The 16200-nt window shown below is 51.7% G+C and carries 21 protein-coding genes and 1 other annotated feature; of the genes, 11 read left to right on the top strand and 10 right to left on the bottom strand.

Translation table 11 applies throughout. The features are described 5' to 3' along the window. Window position 1 precedes the first annotated feature (1 nt). A complete protein-coding gene (locus E3E32_RS09905; RefSeq protein ID WP_167731536.1) occupies window positions 2-709 on the bottom strand; it encodes a hypothetical protein in 708 nt (235 codons plus the stop codon). Between the two features lie 97 nt (window positions 710-806). Here E3E32_RS09905 and E3E32_RS09910 point away from each other — a divergent pair, with 97 nt between their 5' ends. Beyond that, complete coding sequence (locus E3E32_RS09910) at window positions 807-1439, top strand: diacylglycerol/polyprenol kinase family protein (protein ID WP_167731537.1); 633 nt, start codon at window positions 807-809, stop codon at window positions 1437-1439. Here E3E32_RS09910 and E3E32_RS09915 read toward each other — a convergent pair whose 3' ends face one another. Then, the gene (locus E3E32_RS09915; protein WP_167731538.1) at window positions 1440-2240 is read right to left on the bottom strand and encodes a radical SAM protein; all 801 of its coding nucleotides are present in this window, start codon (window positions 2238-2240) and stop codon (window positions 1440-1442) included. Between the two features lie 38 nt (window positions 2241-2278). On the opposite strand from E3E32_RS09915, the gene E3E32_RS09920 reads away from it, so the two are divergent. Together E3E32_RS09920 and E3E32_RS09925 are read left to right on the top strand one after the other, a co-directional pair. Then, complete coding sequence (locus E3E32_RS09920) at window positions 2279-2926, top strand: M48 family metallopeptidase (RefSeq protein WP_167731539.1); 648 nt, start codon at window positions 2279-2281, stop codon at window positions 2924-2926. Then, window positions 2923-3306 (top strand): NfeD family protein, encoded by a 384-nt coding sequence (locus tag E3E32_RS09925; RefSeq protein WP_167731540.1) that lies wholly within the window; start codon window positions 2923-2925, stop codon window positions 3304-3306. Before E3E32_RS09920 ends, E3E32_RS09925 begins: the two co-directional genes overlap by 4 nt. On the opposite strand, the gene E3E32_RS09930 is transcribed toward E3E32_RS09925, so the two are convergent. After that, the gene (locus tag E3E32_RS09930) at window positions 3278-3715 is read right to left on the bottom strand and encodes a hypothetical protein (protein WP_167731541.1); all 438 of its coding nucleotides are present in this window, start codon (window positions 3713-3715) and stop codon (window positions 3278-3280) included. The two genes, E3E32_RS09925 and E3E32_RS09930, sit on opposite strands and share 29 nt — an antisense overlap. Before the next feature lie 67 nt (window positions 3716-3782). On the opposite strand from E3E32_RS09930, the gene E3E32_RS09935 reads away from it, so the two are divergent. Then, the gene (locus tag E3E32_RS09935) at window positions 3783-4214 is read left to right on the top strand and encodes a CoA-binding protein (protein ID WP_167731542.1); all 432 of its coding nucleotides are present in this window, start codon (window positions 3783-3785) and stop codon (window positions 4212-4214) included. Here E3E32_RS09935 and E3E32_RS09940 read toward each other — a convergent pair. Then, window positions 4211-5305: a TRM11 family methyltransferase gene (locus tag E3E32_RS09940; protein ID WP_167731543.1), complete on the bottom strand. Its 1095-nt coding sequence runs from the start codon at window positions 5303-5305 to the stop codon at window positions 4211-4213. The two genes, E3E32_RS09935 and E3E32_RS09940, sit on opposite strands and share 4 nt — an antisense overlap. 115 nt (window positions 5306-5420) lie before the next feature. On the opposite strand from E3E32_RS09940, the gene E3E32_RS09945 reads away from it, so the two are divergent. Genes E3E32_RS09945 through E3E32_RS09955 form a run of 3 tightly spaced genes read left to right on the top strand, consistent with a single transcriptional unit; the run spans window position 5421 to window position 7381 of the window. Next, complete coding sequence (locus E3E32_RS09945; RefSeq protein ID WP_167731544.1) at window positions 5421-6704, top strand: prenyltransferase; 1284 nt, start codon at window positions 5421-5423, stop codon at window positions 6702-6704. After that, entirely contained in the window at window positions 6683-6976 is a 294-nt protein-coding gene (locus tag E3E32_RS09950; protein ID WP_167731545.1) for a hypothetical protein, read from the top strand. The genes E3E32_RS09945 and E3E32_RS09950 overlap by 22 nt, the downstream gene beginning before the upstream one ends. Beyond that, entirely contained in the window at window positions 6977-7381 is a 405-nt protein-coding gene (locus E3E32_RS09955; protein WP_167711387.1) for a secondary thiamine-phosphate synthase enzyme YjbQ, read from the top strand. It begins immediately after the preceding gene. On the opposite strand, the gene E3E32_RS09960 is transcribed toward E3E32_RS09955, so the two are convergent. Next, window positions 7382-7939, bottom strand: coding sequence for an Era-like GTP-binding protein (locus E3E32_RS09960; protein WP_167731546.1), 558 nt, complete (start codon window positions 7937-7939; stop codon window positions 7382-7384). It abuts the gene before it with no gap. 51 nt (window positions 7940-7990) lie between these two features. Between E3E32_RS09960 and E3E32_RS09965 the strand changes: the two genes are divergently transcribed. Both E3E32_RS09965 and E3E32_RS09970 read left to right on the top strand, forming a co-directional pair. Next, window positions 7991-8305, top strand: coding sequence for a GTP-binding protein (locus E3E32_RS09965; RefSeq protein ID WP_167731547.1), 315 nt, complete (start codon window positions 7991-7993; stop codon window positions 8303-8305). A 2-nt stretch (window positions 8306-8307) separates the two neighbouring features. Next, complete coding sequence (locus E3E32_RS09970) at window positions 8308-8862, top strand: HD family hydrolase (RefSeq protein WP_167731548.1); 555 nt, start codon at window positions 8308-8310, stop codon at window positions 8860-8862. Window positions 8863-9013: 151 nt separating this feature from the next. On the opposite strand, the gene tsaA is transcribed toward E3E32_RS09970, so the two are convergent. The 3 genes from tsaA to E3E32_RS09985 all read right to left on the bottom strand — a co-directional run bounded on the left by tsaA (window position 9014) and on the right by E3E32_RS09985 (window position 12085). Next, on the bottom strand, window positions 9014-9673 hold the full coding sequence (gene tsaA / locus E3E32_RS09975) for a tRNA (N6-threonylcarbamoyladenosine(37)-N6)-methyltransferase TrmO (protein WP_167731549.1): 660 nt from the start codon (window positions 9671-9673) through the stop codon (window positions 9014-9016). Window positions 9674-9713: 40 nt separating this feature from the next. Continuing rightward, complete coding sequence (locus E3E32_RS09980) at window positions 9714-10652, bottom strand: caspase family protein (protein ID WP_167731655.1); 939 nt, start codon at window positions 10650-10652, stop codon at window positions 9714-9716. 167 nt (window positions 10653-10819) lie between these two features. Further along, the gene (locus E3E32_RS09985) at window positions 10820-12085 is read right to left on the bottom strand and encodes an adenosylhomocysteinase (RefSeq protein ID WP_167731550.1); all 1266 of its coding nucleotides are present in this window, start codon (window positions 12083-12085) and stop codon (window positions 10820-10822) included. A 54-nt stretch (window positions 12086-12139) separates the two neighbouring features. On the opposite strand from E3E32_RS09985, the gene E3E32_RS09990 reads away from it, so the two are divergent. Together E3E32_RS09990 and E3E32_RS09995 are read left to right on the top strand one after the other, a co-directional pair. Then, on the top strand, window positions 12140-12709 hold the full coding sequence (locus E3E32_RS09990) for a cyclase family protein (protein WP_167731551.1): 570 nt from the start codon (window positions 12140-12142) through the stop codon (window positions 12707-12709). Between the two features lie 229 nt (window positions 12710-12938). Then, entirely contained in the window at window positions 12939-14087 is a 1149-nt protein-coding gene (locus tag E3E32_RS09995; RefSeq protein ID WP_167731552.1) for a cell wall-binding repeat-containing protein, read from the top strand. A gap of 60 nt (window positions 14088-14147) precedes the next feature. On the opposite strand, the gene E3E32_RS10000 is transcribed toward E3E32_RS09995, so the two are convergent. Both E3E32_RS10000 and E3E32_RS10005 read right to left on the bottom strand, forming a co-directional pair. Continuing rightward, the gene (locus tag E3E32_RS10000; protein WP_167731553.1) at window positions 14148-14540 is read right to left on the bottom strand and encodes a ribonuclease P protein component 4; all 393 of its coding nucleotides are present in this window, start codon (window positions 14538-14540) and stop codon (window positions 14148-14150) included. Between the two features lie 4 nt (window positions 14541-14544). Next, window positions 14545-16059 (bottom strand): hypothetical protein, encoded by a 1515-nt coding sequence (locus E3E32_RS10005; protein ID WP_240910612.1) that lies wholly within the window; start codon window positions 16057-16059, stop codon window positions 14545-14547. 53 nt (window positions 16060-16112) lie between these two features. Next, window positions 16113-16200 (top strand) — a sequence feature (5S ribosomal RNA rRNA prediction is too short).

The following is a 16200-nucleotide window of genomic DNA, read 5'->3' on the forward strand; positions in this document are numbered from 1 at the left end:
TTCATTCTCCTTGCCTCTTTATCCACAGGAACAGGCTAACGAGCGGACTGAAAAGGAGCACGATGAAGGCGAGGGCACCGAGAGCACCGGATGGGTCTTGGTTATATGCCTTGAGAAAGCTTTGGTACAGCATCTGTCCAGAGATATTCCAGTACATCCAGAGTGCAAAAACGGTATCCACGACTTTGGTGGCCTTGCCTCTTTTCTTCACGACTATCCTCTGTCCGATTCTTATTGGTTCTTGGGAACTGCCCGGGAGGATGTGAGCTGCCCAGAAGGCGAGCACGAAGATAAGTGTCACAAAGTCTCTGAGCCACATCAAGAGTCCTGTCCCTATTAAAAGCACAAGTATTGAGCCAAGGCTGATATTCATGACCCTGTGCGGTGAAATCGTCCTCATAGTTGGGTCGAGGAAGTGTAGCCTGACACGGAACACAACCCACTCCCTCTTTCCTTCGAACTTGGTTATCTTTGAGGGAATCACCGGAAGCTTCAGGGGCACCGTTGAGGCTATGAGGAAGCTCTCTCCCTCGAAGTCCACCAGGTAGAAATAGCCCTCGTAGTGTTCCTTAACGAAATGGGGAGCGTAGCTCCAGAGCTCCTTGTTGGGACCCTTAACGTAGTGAACGAACCGTAGCTCTGAGAGAAACCTTTCAAGTTTTTGGGGCTCGTCCTTAAGGGTTATTATGCGCTCGAACTGGATCCACATTGACGTTAACTGCTCTTTGGAGCTTATATGGGTTGCCGTTGTTTGGAATACCGAAGGTTCTATAAGACTTTCCGCGTTAAATTTCCGGGGTGAAATCATGAACCGTATATCCCGAAGGGAACTGATAAGAAAGGCTTGGCATATCTCACCGGGAATACTGGGGGCTCCGATAATCGTCTTCACGCCAAGGTGGGTAACGCTCTTGGTGGTGTGGGGTTTCGCATTCCTCTACACTCTCCAGCATCTCAAGCTCAGGAGGAGCTGGCGCTTTACCGTCCCTGTAGCAGACCTGAGCTACCGTCAGATGGCGAGGGAGGACGAGGCCTATAACTATCTGGGGAGCTTCCTTTTCTGGGTTACGATGGCGATGATATGTTCAATCTTTCCAAAGATAGCCGCCCTTTCAGCGCTGTGGGTCTCGACCTTCGGCGACTGCTTCAATGCGATAGTGGGCCGGGCAGTGGGCGGGCCGAGAATCCCGTGGAACGGGAGAAAGACCCTCATTGGGAGCGTTACTATGTTCGTGGTCTCTCTGGTCATGCTGGTTTTTGCCCACAGAGTCCTTGGTATGCAGTATTCCCTCCCGTTCCTGGGACTGGTGGCCATGATTGCGGTATTTCTGGAGAGCCTCCCCATCCCGTCGGCCTACGACGAGTTCACGGTTCCATTTGCAACTGCCCTCCTGATATGGCTCGCCTATGGTGGAGAACTGCTTGGTGTGACGTGGTGATCAGAGCGGAACGAACTCCCACCCCTCCCTGTGGGTCTCTACCCCCTCCGCTCGAACCTTCAGCGCCTTTATCTCCTTTTTCAGCGCTCCTATGAAGCTCTCAAACTTCTCGTTGTCGGTCAGGACCTCATAGCTCTCGGAATACTCCTCCATCAAAAGTCTCTCAAACTCCCTCCCGGCAGCGCGGAGGTTGAGAACCTCGAAGAAGTAGTAGTCAGCCAAGCCCCGTGTCTCCTCTACGATGGTTCTGACATCGGTAACTCCTGGGATTATTGGGCTCACGAAGACGTAGGTTCTTACGCTCTCATCGTAAAGCGTCTGGAGCGCGTTTACTCTCGCCTTATGCAGAGGTGCCAGCGGTTCAAAGAGCCTCTTTTCCCTCCCATCAAAGCCGTTAATCGTCAGACCGACCTCTATCGAGCGGAACTCCCGGAATAAGTCTATGTCGCGGGTGACCAGCGGTGACCTCGTCAATATGGACAGCTCGTTTCTCTTGTCCATGTAGCGGAGAACTCGCCGCGTCAGCTTCAGTTCGGCTTCTATCGGCTGGTAGGGGTCGCTGACGGTTGACATCACAACGCTTCCTTGCACCCGCTTTCTGGCGAACTCTGGTGCGTTGGTCTTTGCCTCTACCCAGCTTCCCCATTCGCCGTAATCTCTCCACCGGCACAGAAACTTGGCGTAGCAGTACCTGCAGGCGAAGGCACAGCCGACGTACTGGTTAACCGTCCAGTTAACTCCCGGAATCTTCGAGCGGGTGTAGATGCTCTTGGCTTTTCTCTTGAGAACCTCAACTTTCATAAGCTCTTTTCTGTAACTCTCCTTAAAAGGTGAGCGGAATGGACTATGAGCTCCGTGTGAGGCCAGTGAGGTACGCCCGGCTTGAGATCCGACCGGATGGGACGGTGGTTGTTACAGTCCCAGCCGGCTTTGACGTCGACTCCTTCATCGAGAAGCACAGGGAGTGGCTTGAGGAGAAACTTGCTGAGGTTGAAAAAGCTCGGAAAGAAGCGGAAAAGGGTTTTCCCCTCGACGGCAGGTTCTACCGCGTCATCCCTGGTAGAAAGCCGAAGATACATGACCGGTTCGAGACAGTCGTCCTCCCTCCGATGCCCGAACAGATGATCTCGCTCCTCAGAGAGCGCCTCAGGAGGGAACTCCACGAGCTTATCGGTGAGTACTCCCGGAAGATGGGCGTCGAACCCGGAAAGATCTACGTGAGGCTCGGCAGGAGCAAGTGGGGAAGCTGCTCTTCGAGGAAAAACCTGAGCTTCAGCCTCCGTCTCATAGTCGTTCCGGAAAATCTGAAGCGATACGTTGTTGTTCACGAGCTTGCTCACCTGAGGTATCTCAACCATTCAAAGGCCTTCTGGGAACTCGTCGGAAGGTTTTATCCTGACTACAAAACCGCCAGAAGGGAGCTCAAACACTGGTGGAGGATCGTTGAGTTGAACGAATACTGGCGCTGGCTGGAGGGAAGGGAATGAAAAAGGGAAATATTCTCAAGCTTCTCGCATTGATGGCGGACGAACTTATTGTGGCCGTTCTGCTCTTAATCGTTCTCCCCTCAATGGGCATAAACGTTCCCACCAGGGGCGTGCTGGTAATCTTGGGAGTACTCCTGATCAAGGACATAGTCATCGCCCCGTTCCTTCTCAATACCTTCGACAGAAAGGTGGAAGTCGGCGTTGAGGTGTTGATAGGCAGGACTGCGGTGGTTGTTGAGGATTTAACGTCCGAAGGTCTTGTCAAGCTCGAAGGCGAGCTCTGGAAGGCAGAATGCATAAATGGAACTGCCAGGAGAGGTGAGGAAGTGAAAGTCGTTGCCGTTGAGGGCACTAAGGTTCTCGTGGAATGCCCAGAGTAGAGAGAACCATCGCGACTTCCTCTGGTCTGTTCGTTGTGAAGGAAACGCTCCAGCCATGTTTCTGGCGTATCGTGACGCAGCCTTTGGCGGGAAGGTTGAAGTGTATCATTCCGTAGCACAGGGTCCAGCTCTTACCAACTCTAAAGCTCGCGATATTCTCTAATGAGATCGTCTTTCTGATCAAGAGCCCCAGAACACCACGTATCCTCAGCTCACGGTCGTCTATCTCAATCCTAATTGCCATGACGTCCAGCAGGATTATAAGAGCCCCGATGGTGGAGGCCACCATTATCTCGAACCCTTCTCCGGCTTGGTACGTCTGGTACGTTCCCCAGAGCATTGCCGCCATGGGGAGGACCATCAGAAGCTGGAACATCCTGCTCGATACAGTTTCTTCGTAAAGGGGCATCTTCCCACCGAAGGAACTTTCCCGTTACCCCTTTAAAGGTTCACTTCCAGGTTTCTCCGGTGGTAGCATGGTAAGGGTAATGCCCGTCGACAGACTGACTGATGATGACATTAAGGAGATACTTGCCAAGTACCGGAGGATAGCTCTCGTTGGAGCTTCCCCGAAGCCGGAGCGCGATGCGAACGACGTCATGCGCTATCTGCTTGAACATGACTACGAGGTCTATCCGGTGAACCCGCGCTACGAGGAGGTCCTCGGCAGGAAGTGCTATCCGAGCGTTCTTGACATTCCCGATGATATTGAAATCGTCGACCTCTTCGTCAGACCGGAGTTCACGATGGACTACGTTGAGCAGGCGATAGAGAAGGGCGCCAAGGTCGTCTGGTTCCAGTTTAGAACCTACAACAGGGATGCCTTCAAAAAGGCGAAAGAAGCGGGACTTATAGCAGTTGCCCACCGCTGCATAAAGCAGGAGCACGTGAGGCTGCTCGGGGATTAACCTCTGTATCTCAGCACGTGAATGTCTCTGACCAGCTTGTGCCTCTTTTCATAGTCGGTGTATTTGCCCAGGACCTCAAAGCCGAGTTTCCCGAGCCACTTCCTGTCTTTTCTATAGATTCCACCGCTGGAAAGCCTGTAGGCTGGGAAGACGAAGACAACCTTTCCGTTCCTCTTGAGAATCTCACTGAAGCTCTCGAAGACCGGATAATAAAAGCGGTCAAGCTCGTTGGCGAGCTTTATCGCCTCCCCTCTGCTCGGGTTCCTCTTGAGGGGCTTGCCGAGGTAGGGTTCCGTGACTATGGCGTCAAACCTTGCCCTGAGGCACCTCTTCAGCTTCCTAGCATCGCAGACTTCAAGATGGGCCGAGTTCTTAAGGTGGAACTCCTTCCTAAGCCACGCTAAGTTTTTCTTGGCGTCTCTAATGGCTTTCTCGTCCCTGTCGCTTCCGTAAGCTGAAAGCCCCTGGAGGACGAACTCTTGGATTATCGTTCCTATGCCACAGAAGGGGTCGAGGAAGTTGCCTTTTCTCACCTCGCTCAGGTTCACCATTATCCTCGCCAGTCTGGGTGGAATGGAGAGTATCGGCCTCTGAATCGGCCTTTCGACGTCAAGCTTTTTCAGCTCAAAGGGGTCAGTGACCTTAATCGTCTCTCCAACCCAGAGACTCTCGCCGAAGAGGAATACAAAGTCCTTAGTTTCTGGAAATCCCTTGAGGATGAGCTCGGCCGGCATGGCGTAAACTTTGGCCGGCTTGAAGAACTTTGAGGGACCTTCGACTTTGAACTCCTTCTTTATCTCGCTCCCAAGCTTCCGCCAGAGCTTCCAGTCGCTCTTGCCGTAGAGGCTCACTGTGAAAAGCTTTGAGTATTCAAACTCCCGTATAGTTCCCTCTCCCTCACCAAGTATCTTAACCAGCTTCAGCGAGCCTCCGAGCCACCTAAAATATCTTTCTACGTTGGGATCAGCCTCGAAAACCAGCCAGTCCCTCCCGCTCTCGACTGGCCTAACCTTTAGATGAAACCTCCTCGCGAAGGCGTGAAACTCTGCCTTGCTGAGGCGGGGATTCTTACCGAATATTACTGCGTACATGGTCTCTCCATGGAGTCAAACTCTTAAAAAAGTTCCGAGGGTTAGGTTTAATAACATCGAACGTGTATTTTTGGTGAAATGAGCCCTGGGCAATTTACTCTTACGGGTGAAGGATATGCTAGTTAAGGAGATACTCGCCTCTGTTGAAATAATTCAGGATCCCTATATCAAATCGATTACCTACGCTAAAATCGGCGAGAGGCTGGCAAAGGCGAAGGACAACAACTACAAGACTGCCTTTTTGAGGGCCGTGGAGACTACAAAGGAAATCGACGAGCCTGTTAAAATGTTCCGAGCACTTCTCTCGGTTGGCTACTCTCTCAGCAAGGCTGGCCTCAAATCGGCCAAGAGGATATACCAAGAGGTTCTCGAGGATTCCCGCGTTCTTCCAGCTCCTCAGCGGGATTTAATAATGCAGAGCGCTGCCACTTACATGCTTTTCCTCGGCGAAATAGGTGAGGCCGTGACGTATGCCCTCGAAATCAGCAATAGGAAGCTTAGGAACGAGGTTTTACTAGAAATAATACGCACTAACACCCGGATGATCGGAAAAGAGCAGTTGAAAGTCGCTTACCGCCTCAGGAGAAGTAAGCTTGCCCTGGAGTATATTGATTCTGAACCCTACCGCTCCAAGGCCCTTCTTGAGCTGATTAAGGCCTATATGATTCTTGGAAGCTATGAGAATGGGATAGCCCTCATCAGAGCAATCAGTGTTAAAGAGTGGGCCAGGCAGGCCTTTAAGGAGGTCTCCTTCTACCTGAAGGATAAGGAGGTTCTTGGCCATTACATAGATTCTCTCGAGGAGGTGGCCAACGAGCTCATAGACCGCTTTGGGAAGGAGTTCACTGTGGAGCTTGCCCTTGCCTTTGCCCTCACCGGAGAGGGTGTTCCGGCTGTCAAGCTCATCAGGCGTCTCGAGGACAGTGAGTCGCTTCTCGTGAAGATGGCTCTGGAACTTCTGGAAAGAGACCATGACGTTCTCCCCAAGTTCATATCCGCGCTGAATGAAGAGGAAGCGGATGCTGTTGGTAAGGCTGTGATGAACAGAATCCTCGAGAGGCCGGAAAAGGGGAGCTGGGAAATCGTTAAGGCAATAGGGAAGAGCACACCAAGCGAAGAAGTATGGGCCAAGATAGCCCGCTACTACGTCCTCGTTGGGAAGCTCGAGGGAGCAATGAAAGTTGGGACTCTCATCCAGGACAGAAAGCTTCGCTCAATAGTGATGGCGGACATAGCCCATCATCTGGTCAAGAATGGTGAGGTTGAGAAGGCCATTGACACCGCCGTTGAAGTCAGGGATCCAAGGTTCTCTTCGATACTCATCTCGGAGATACTCATCAAAGCGCTTGAGCGTGAGCTTCCGGGGAGGGTTAGGTCATGGAACGGCTCAAAGCACTGATCGGGCGGAAGGAGAGTAAAGTCGAGTTCATAGGCGACCTCATAACCCTTCTCTTAACCAACAATGATGTTTACTCGGACGAACTTCTGTTCAGGGACGCCGTCGAGGAGATATACAACACGCTGCGCTCGGAGGTTATTGATAACGGCAGAATCGAGCTCGTTGGGGCTTATGAGAAGGCAGTCCTTTTAAGGGCCGTAGTCTCTGGGGATATTAAAAGTCCGGAGGAAGTCCTTATTAGTATCCGGAAGAACCTCCGCGTGGTGAAGTGAATGCTCTTCGAGATTGAGGTGCCCACGAAGGAGAGATTTCAGATAATAGACATAACGAAGGAAATTCAGCACCTCGTCTGGAGGAGTGACGTCACGAGCGGCATCGTTGTTGTTTTTACCAAGCACACGACGACGGGCCTCTTCATAAATGAGAATGAGGAGAGGCTCCTCCAGGATATAAAGGCCAAGATGAAGGAATTTGTTCCTAAAGGGGCCGGCTACGGTCATGACTCAATAGATAGCAACGCCCATTCCCATATAAGGGCGAGCCTCTTCCTCAGCCCAGAGATCGTCGTGCCCATAGACGAGGGAGAGCTCCTGCTTGGAACTTGGCAGAGGATACTCTTCGTCGAACTCGATGGGCCAAGACACAGAAAAGTTCTGGTAAAGATATGCAAGTGCTGATCAGACGTACTGGGCGTAATAGGCTAACGCCTTCAGCAGATCGTTGAAGCCCTCATAGGTGACCAGCGAGAGAGGGATGGCCTCCTGTTCAAGGCGCTTCTTTATTACCCTTCTCAGCTCCTCGACCCGCTCCCTTGGGACAAGGTCTATCTTGTTGATGACCACTATTATTGGCTTCTCGTATCTGAACTTGAGCATGTGGTGGAGCTTTTCCATACCCCTGTGGAGGCCGACCGTCGCATCAACCATGTGGATGACGATGTCCGATGATATTATCTCCCCTATAATCTCCTTGAACTTTTCCTCACTGAGAACCTTCCCTCTGAGCTCCCTCTGTGGATCGAAGAGTCCGGCCGTGTCTATGAGGACAAACTCATCTGCACCGCCCATCGGGTTCTTCATGCTCTTCGGTATCTTCAGTTTGCCGAAGCGCCGCCTTATGGTTCCCTTTGTGGTTCCTGGAAGGTTCTCCACCTCTGAAATTTTACCCCCAATGAGGGCGTTCATGAGCGTTGATTTGCCGACGTTTTCGGCTCCTATAATCGCAACCTTTATCATACCCTCACCTCACAGATAGTACTCGAAGTCGGGCTATAAAGGTGATGAAGTATGCCCAAGAGGATGAAACTCGGTCATCATTATTATTACATCGTTACGGTTGATGAGCTCCATGCCGGGGGTTTCAGGGGCAAGAACGTTGTCATCGAGGGTACTATTGAGGACAAGCCTTTGATTGAGTTCCTCTCCATGGAACTTCCTGGATACAGAACCACGTTTAAAGTTTCCGGCATCAGGGTCGAGTTCTCCGGAAGCCCATGTCTGGGTAAAGGGGAGTGGGTGAGGGTTTACGGAAGGTTCTTGGGCGACTGCATAATGGCGAGCGCGATAGAGACCGAAAAAGCCGTTTTCACCACGGAGGAGTGAGCATGCTCGATCTGTTTTTTGAAGCAGGGAACCTCAAGAAGCTGCCGAGAACAGGCTGGCTTCTGAGGGGCGTTTCAAATCCGGAGAGCATAGCTGACCACAGCTACCGTGTGGCCCTGATAACCCTTTTCCTGGCAGATTCTTTGAAGGAAAATGGAATTGAGATAGACGTTGAGCGGGCCCTCAAGATAGCAATACTCCACGATCTGGCAGAGGCAAGAATAACGGACGTTCCTCTAACTGCCCAGTACTACCTCGATAAGGGGAAAGCCGAGAAGAAAGCTGCAATGGAGATGTTCATTAAGGCCGGGCCCCTGGCAAAGGAGTACTTCAGGCTCTGGCGCGAATACGAGGAAGGACTCGGCCTTGAGGGCAGACTCGTTAAGTTCGCCGACAAGCTGGAAATGTTGATTCAGGCACTGGAATACGAGCGGGCGGGCTTTAAGAATCTCGACGAGTTCTGGAGCGCTCTTGAAGCGTTGAGGAAGAGCGAGTTTTACGAGTACTTCAAAGAGTTGGTGGAAGGGCTTGCAAGGCTGCACAAACAAAAACTTTAACGTCTCTGTTTGCTTAAACATTTAAATAATCGCTTTTAGGCATTCCTCTGGTAGTTTCAGTGAAGTGCGGAGTCCAGTTGAAGAGTTCTATCTTCAAGCTCTTTGTATGTTGGGATAGGAATTGAAAAAAGGAAAGAGATCTACGTGAGCCTCAATGCGAGCGCCCTTCACGTTTTTTGAGCTTGTCTTTAATTTCCACGGGCAGTTTGTCGTAGAACTCCTCCAACACTTCAATGAGCTCTACGAGTTCTTTTGCAGTTAGAACCGTCGTCTTCGGTCCGATTTCGACCACAAGAGCGTCGTATTCATCCGGAGAAACTTCCTCCAGCTCGTCGAGGTGCTCGTCCTTCCTCGGAATCAGGTTTATCTCTCCCACCTGCCGCGATTTCCCGATGTCGAGTTCCCACTCCTCGATGGGTATTTCCTTTGGACAGTCGTGCCTCTCGACGAGTATTTTGATGTCGGCTATTGGCGTTCCGTCGTGGGCGTCAATCCAGTCTATGTACAGCCTGTTTCCTTTTATTCTATGGATTTTGACCGCATAAATTGCCAGAGGGTTTGGCCTAACGGGAGAGCGAGTGGCGAAGACGCCCTTGAGCGGATTTTTAGTGTTGTTGTAGGGATGAACTTTCAAGACGCTCCTCTGTTCGGGCGTGTCGCTTTCATGGAACCAGAGGATGAGCTTTATCCAATCTCCCTCTCGAAGCCCTTCTACGGCTTCGCTGAACTCGGGATAGAGTTCAAGCCAAGTTTTCTCGTTTTCTTTCCTGACTCTGCCAACGGGAATAATCTTAAAGGGCCCAAAGTCCATAACACCACCAGAAGAAGAAAAGAAGAGGGAGTTAAACGCTTTACGGGAGGAGATCGTTGGTAAAGCCGTCCACGATGACTGGTGTCTGTTGCTCGCAGTTGGCTAGGGTGTAGTCAAAGGCCTCCTCGACGGTGACGTCAGGGGTGGTGGGGTCTCCATCGTGGTCGTAGACATCAGCGTAGCCGTAGTTTATGCCTTCAAGGAAGAAGTAGTACGTGAACTGGCCGTGCTGCCATTCAGAGCTCTCAAGTGAGAACTCCCTCTCTCCGGAAGCCATGACCACAATCCTACCCTCGGCAGCCAGGTCGGTCATTCCTCCGGAGTAGCAGCTGTCGAAGATGAATATTATCCTGTCGGTTGGGAAGTCCTCGAACCATGCTTTGAGCTGGCCGTCCCATATAAGGATGAAGCTTCCGTCTGGATTGCCGTCATGGGTAACGAGTGCTTCGTCGATTATTTCATCATCTCCATCCTCTGCCCTTCCGTTTGAACCGTGTCCGCTGAAGTAGAAGACAACCTCATCGCCAGGCTGAACCTTTGATTTAAGCTCCATGACTGCGTTATATATGTTGTAGAAGCTAGCGTCCATGTTTAGAAGGAATATTATGTTCTCTGGTTTGAACCCATAGACGTTAATCAGAGTGTCATAGACAAGCTGAGCGTCATCGTCAGTATACTGAAGGTCGCTTGAAGTACCTGGGTAATCGGCGATGCCTATGACTATCGCGTACTTCTCTCCCTCGACGGGGGCTCCAAGAATGCCCGTAGCTGTCGTTGTGGCACTGGTTCCACCGCCCTGTCCGCCCCGGAATCCTGCGGCCCTTGGAATATAGTCTACGGTCATTTTATATCCTATCTTTACGTCCTCTGCATAGAGTGGCTTGGAGTAGTCTATGCCGTGCCTCTGCTGGACAGAGGCAACCATGGGTAGACTAAGCAGTACTACTAACACCACGAATATGGTTGAAAACTTCTTCATGGGTACCACCGCAGCTGGATATAGATTTATGTATAAAAGATTTTCCTCAGATTTTGCCCTGATAGCAGCCCTTATCGTTACAAGTAGCAACAAAAGAGTTTTCAAAAATGAATAAAATTCGGCAGGGCTTCTGTATTATCTGTGTGAGTAAAAATTAACGTTGCCCCTTATGTGCCGTGTTCCCAGCTCTCAAGGTACTTTCTCTGCTCCTCCGTGAGTTTTTCAATCTCGATGCCCATTGCCTTGAGCTTAATCCTCGCCACCATCTCATCTATCTCTCTTGGGAGCACATAGACTTTAGGCTCAAGCTTCTCGTGGTTATTTCTGATATATTCGGCCGCCTTAGCCTGCAGAGCAAAGCTCATATCCATTATCTCGGCAGGGTGGCCATCTGCTGCAGCCAGATTGACGAGTCTGCCCTCCGCGAGGAGATAGAGCCTTCTTCCATCTGCGAGCTTGTACTCGGTGATGTTTGGCCTCGGCTGGTTTATCTCTACAGCCAGTGCCTCTAGGTCGGGTTTGCTTATCTCAACGTCGAAATGGCCGGCGTTGGCAAGGATAACACCGTCCTTCATGAGTTCGAAGTGTTCTTTGCGGATACAGTTGATGTCTCCGGTTGCCGTAATGAAGATATCGCCAATTTTTGCAGCCTCGAGCATGTTCGTGACCATGAAGCCGTCCATTCTTGCCTCGAGAGCCCTGATCGGGTCAACTTCGACAACGATAACGGTTGCTCCGAGTCCCCGGGCTCTCATAGCTATGCCTCTTCCGCACCAGCCGTAGCCGACAACGACGACATTTTTCCCGGCTATAAGCAGGTTGGTAGTTCTTAGTATGCCATCCCACGTGGACTGGCCCGTTCCGTAGCGGTTGTCGAAGAGATATTTGGTGTAGCTATCGTTCACAGCTATTATCGGGAACCTCAGCACGCCGTCCTTCTCCATTGCGCGGAGTCTTATAACGCCGGTCGTGGTCTCTTCACTGGCACCCCAAACCTCTTCTATCAGCTCCGTCCTTTCGCGGTGGACGACGCTTATCATGTCTGCCCCATCGTCTATTATTATGTTCGGCCTAATATCCAGCGCCCTGTGCATGTTCTCGTAGTACTCCTCCAGGCTCTCGCCCCTCACCGCGTAGACCTTAACGCCAGCCTTGGCCAAAGCCGCAACAACGTCGTCTTGGGTTGAAAGTGGATTGCTCGCCGCGGCCGAAACTTCTGCACCGGCTGCCTTGAGGGTGAGCAGTAAAAATGCCGTTTTCATCTCGAGGTGGAGTGTTGCCGCGATCTTAACCCCTTTGAAGGGCTGCCTCTTCTCGAAATCATTCCTTATGTTCTGGAGAACCGGCATAAAGCGGGATACCCAGTCTATCTTTTTCTCCCCGCTGGGTGCCAGGTTGATGTCCTTGACGCAGTAATCCTTCGTGCAGTCCATCGTTATCACCGCAGGGTTTTAATCCTTTAACGTTAAAAGTCCATTGGTGGTTCCATGATAATCGACCTTTCCCTTTCCCTCTCCGAGGAGACCCGGGTTTATCCTGGAGACCCGGAGGTACGGATAAAGCCCTGGGCGGTTATAGAACGTGACGGCTACTACATGAACGTCTTAAAGCTGGGTGAGCACAGCGGGACCCATGTCGATGCGCCGGCGCACTTCATACCTGGGGGAAAAACAGTTGATGAGCTTCCCCTTGAGAAGTTTATGGGCCCCGGCCTCGTTATCGATGTCCGGAGCGGTGAAGGACTGATAGGGCTTGAAGAGGTGCCTGACTCTGGATTCCTGGGGAGGGTCGTTCTGTTTCTCACTGGAGGAAGGGAATTATCACCTGAAGTCGCCCTGTTCCTTGTCGCGGAGGGGGCTAGAGCTGTTGGAACAGATGCCATGAGCATAGGGGATGATGCCGTGCACAGGATACTCCTCAGTGAGGAGGTACCGATCTTCGAGAACCTTACCAACCTCGAGCTTTTGGTGGGGAAAGAGTTCACATTCATAGCATTTCCACTGAAAGTTAGGATGGGTTCGGGTAGTCCAGTCCGAGCAGTTGCTATAACCAAATAAGTCCGTGCTGATATCTGTTTGGCCTTCCACATCTCAGCCGTTTTCTAGATTTGGCGGTGAATCCTTGATTTTTAAACGCAGCTAAACATTGAGAAACCTTTGTTAACAGTTACTGGATAAAAATCTGATCTCAACACTTTTTTCTAAACAATTGGTAACACAACTGGACGATTTCCTGAAAAAAGCTTAAATATGTCCTTTTTCATAAAGATAACTGAGGTGAAGTGTTATGATGGGAAAGAAAGTCCTGGCAATCCTGTTCGGATTGCTGATGTTAGCAATGCCAGTAAGCTTCACAGGCGTCAGCGCGGCCACCGAAAGCGTAACAGTGATACTCGTCACCGACAACGCTGCAGACAAGTGCATAGCGGAGTACTTGGCCAACGAGACGGGTGCGGTCATTGTGACGACTACGTGGGGTGTTTACGACCCGAACGTCGCTGCCGAGATAATGAGCTACGCTCCGGACGAGGTCATAATAATAGGCGGTCCCGACGCGGTGGTGGAAGAGTACGTTACGGACCTGCAAGAGCTAGGTATTATAGTGGAACGCTGGGGTGGTCAGAACAGGTACGAGACCAACCTCATAGTCATGACCCAGGCCCCGGTCAAGTTCGGCCTTAAGTTCAACGGAAGCGTTGTGGTAGCTGGAAACGACAGCCTGGCAATTCAGAACGCCCTCAGGATAGCGGTTCAGAACAGGGCCATAATACTCTACGTTAACAAGACCACGAACATCACCCTGCTGATGGAGAGGTTCCAGATAAGGAACATGACCATGGTTCACACCCATGCCTCTGAAATGACCATGGAACTGGTTAGGAAGCAGCTCAAGGAGTGCAACTGCACCACAAACGAAGTCCAGGTCAACGTTACCAAGGAGACCGTGCTCCAGCTGATGATTCAGGTCAGGGAGAGGCTCAGGGCCATTGAGGAGATAGCCAATGCCACCAACGCCACCCAGCTCATGGAACAGGTTCGCGTCATGGAGATGACTATGGAGAAGGCTAACCAGGCCCTTCAGGCCGGCAACTACACTTACGCCTACCGGCTCATGCTCGAGCTCCAGGTCAGGACCCAGTTCAGCCTCAAGGCAGCGAACGGCGAGATGAGGATAGCAATAAAGAACAGCGAGAAGATGGCCCTTGAGAGGGAGCTCGTGAAGCTTGAAGCTCAGATACGGGTTATAGAGAAGGCTGGCATTGATGTAAGTCAGATCAACGCCCTAATGGAGCAGCTCAGGGTTGCTATCCAGAACGGCCAGTACGACGTTGCAAAGCAGCTTATGAACCAGATAAAGAGTATGATTCAGGAAGCCTACAGGAACGGCAGGGACGCCATAAGGAGTGTCCCGAGAGAGAGGCCTCGAAGGCCTTGAACTTCCATTGTTTAACGTTGGGCACCACCATCAACAGACTTCCGATATGTGGAGTTTAAATCAGATGCTCAAATCATTCCCTTTCCTTTTCTCAGTATTTTTCCTTCGTTTTTCCTTCTGCTCCTTCAGATAGGGATACCTCATGATGTGCCCGCAGTTGAGGCATTTAACCACAACGTGAGGCATCCTTTTCCTCCTCAGTCTCACACGAGCGTTGACGCCGGGAACGAGGAAGGAATGGCATTTCTTGCAGTAGCGTCTCTTCCATTTCTTTGGCATCCTTATCTTGGCCTTCTGCTGGACGGCCAGGGCTATTTCGACGTAGCGGTTGGCTAATTCAGGCTCGTAGGGAAAGACGCGCTCGGCGAGTGTGAAGAGAATGTTGACTCTCTCCCTCGCTATTCTCTTCTTCTCCCGCTGCTCTCTCTGGCGTATGAACTTCTTTTTTGACATGGTATCACCGTACCAGCCTTAGCTTTCCGGGAAATGGCTCGTAAACGTAACCGGTGGCTATAAACCTTTCAGTTATCTCCAGAGCGTCCTCCCTGGAGAAACCGTCCTTCATCAGCTCGCGGATGAAGTCCTCCCTTGTTACCTCGCTTGAGGGACTTACCGAAGCCAGGTCGTGGAGTATCTCCAGGGCCCTCTGGGCCTTGAGCGTCCCGGGGACGTACATCTGGTATTCTCTCAGGAGCTTTATCATTTCGGCAGGGCGATCGTGGAGAACGACCATCCAGTCGTTTACTATGGCTTCGTTTATCAACTTGACTTCTCTGGCGGCCCTCTTGGTGATCCTCCCGTTAAACCGGACTATCGAGCCGAAAACCCTCCTTCCCAGCTCCATCCTGAGCCTGATGTTCATCGGCCCGCGGGGGGCGATTAAAGCCCTGAATGGATCCCCATAATCGTCCCTTGATTCCCTGAGCCACTTCAGGAACTCTTCCTCAACGACGCGGGTCTTTTCCCAGTCGAGTGATCTCAACCTTTCTCTCTGGGTGAAGACCGTCACGAGAAGGTTCGGTATGAGCTGGAGGAACTCCCTGTTTTCCTCGAAGTAGGGCTTTTCCTCCGAGGGCACAAGCACGAAGGGCGTCTCGGATATCCTTGCCATCCTGTCGAGGGGATCTGCATCAACGTTTTTGGGGAGCAGACCAATTGCCCGCTTGCTTACTATTCTTTCAGTGACCCACTTGGGCAGGCTGACCGTGCCCCTCTTCGTAGGTGGTGTGTAGTACCTCATATTGCTCCTGTTCGGGTTTCCGAGCCTGAAGTCTATCCCGAGGAGGGGATCGTCCACTTCGATGGCTTTTCCCCTGTTCAGGCGAACCTCCCAGGGGAGGTTTGAGTAGAAGTACTTGAGGGCCTTCCAGAGCGCTAGGAGTCCAGAATCGTCTCTGTATTTAAACACCGTAAACTCAAACCCTTCACCCCAGTTCTCTCCCGGTATGTAGGGGACACCGTAGAGGGAGTATATGAGGGCCTTCCTCATGTCGTCACGGACGTAGATCGTCCTTTCAAAAAGCTCAGCGACCTCGCGCCTGCTGAGGGCGAACTCGCGGTAGTCCTTCCAGTAGTCCGAGTAGTCTTTTCCCTCAATGGAGCTCGCGTGGATCATCCTTAGGTTGCCGAGGGGATAAGCGTCTATGATACCTCTGACAAGCACGTAACTCCCGGGCCTGACTTCCCCGCTTACCCTGGTGTTCTCTGTGGCTCGAACGATCAGGTACGTCCTGAACTCGTCCTCCCCCAGACCCTCCAGTTCCGATGGAGAGAGCGGGGAGAGGAGGTAATAGGCGGCATCCCTTGGGGCGTGGGGAGGCTTCCTCGCGAGCAGGAAACCTGCTACCTCTGTCTCTTCGCCGTTTTTTATTCTCTGAAGTCTCATCTGGAACTCCCTAACCCTTCTGCTAGGGCTCAGCGGCTCCCTCATCCGCTCCAGTCTCAGTAGTTCGAGTATCTCCTTCTCCATCATCCGTCTTCATCGACCGTAAGATTTATAAATGCACCGCGGGAGGTATGTATCGGTACGGCGGTCATAGCGGCGGGGTCACACCCGGTCTCGTTTCGACCCCGGAAGTTAAGCCCGCCAGCGATCCCGGGTGTACTGCCCTCC

The sequence above is a fragment of the Thermococcus sp. GR6 genome (genome assembly GCF_012027415.1).
Taxonomy (GTDB): Archaea; Methanobacteriota_B; Thermococci; order Thermococcales; family Thermococcaceae; genus Thermococcus; species Thermococcus onnurineus.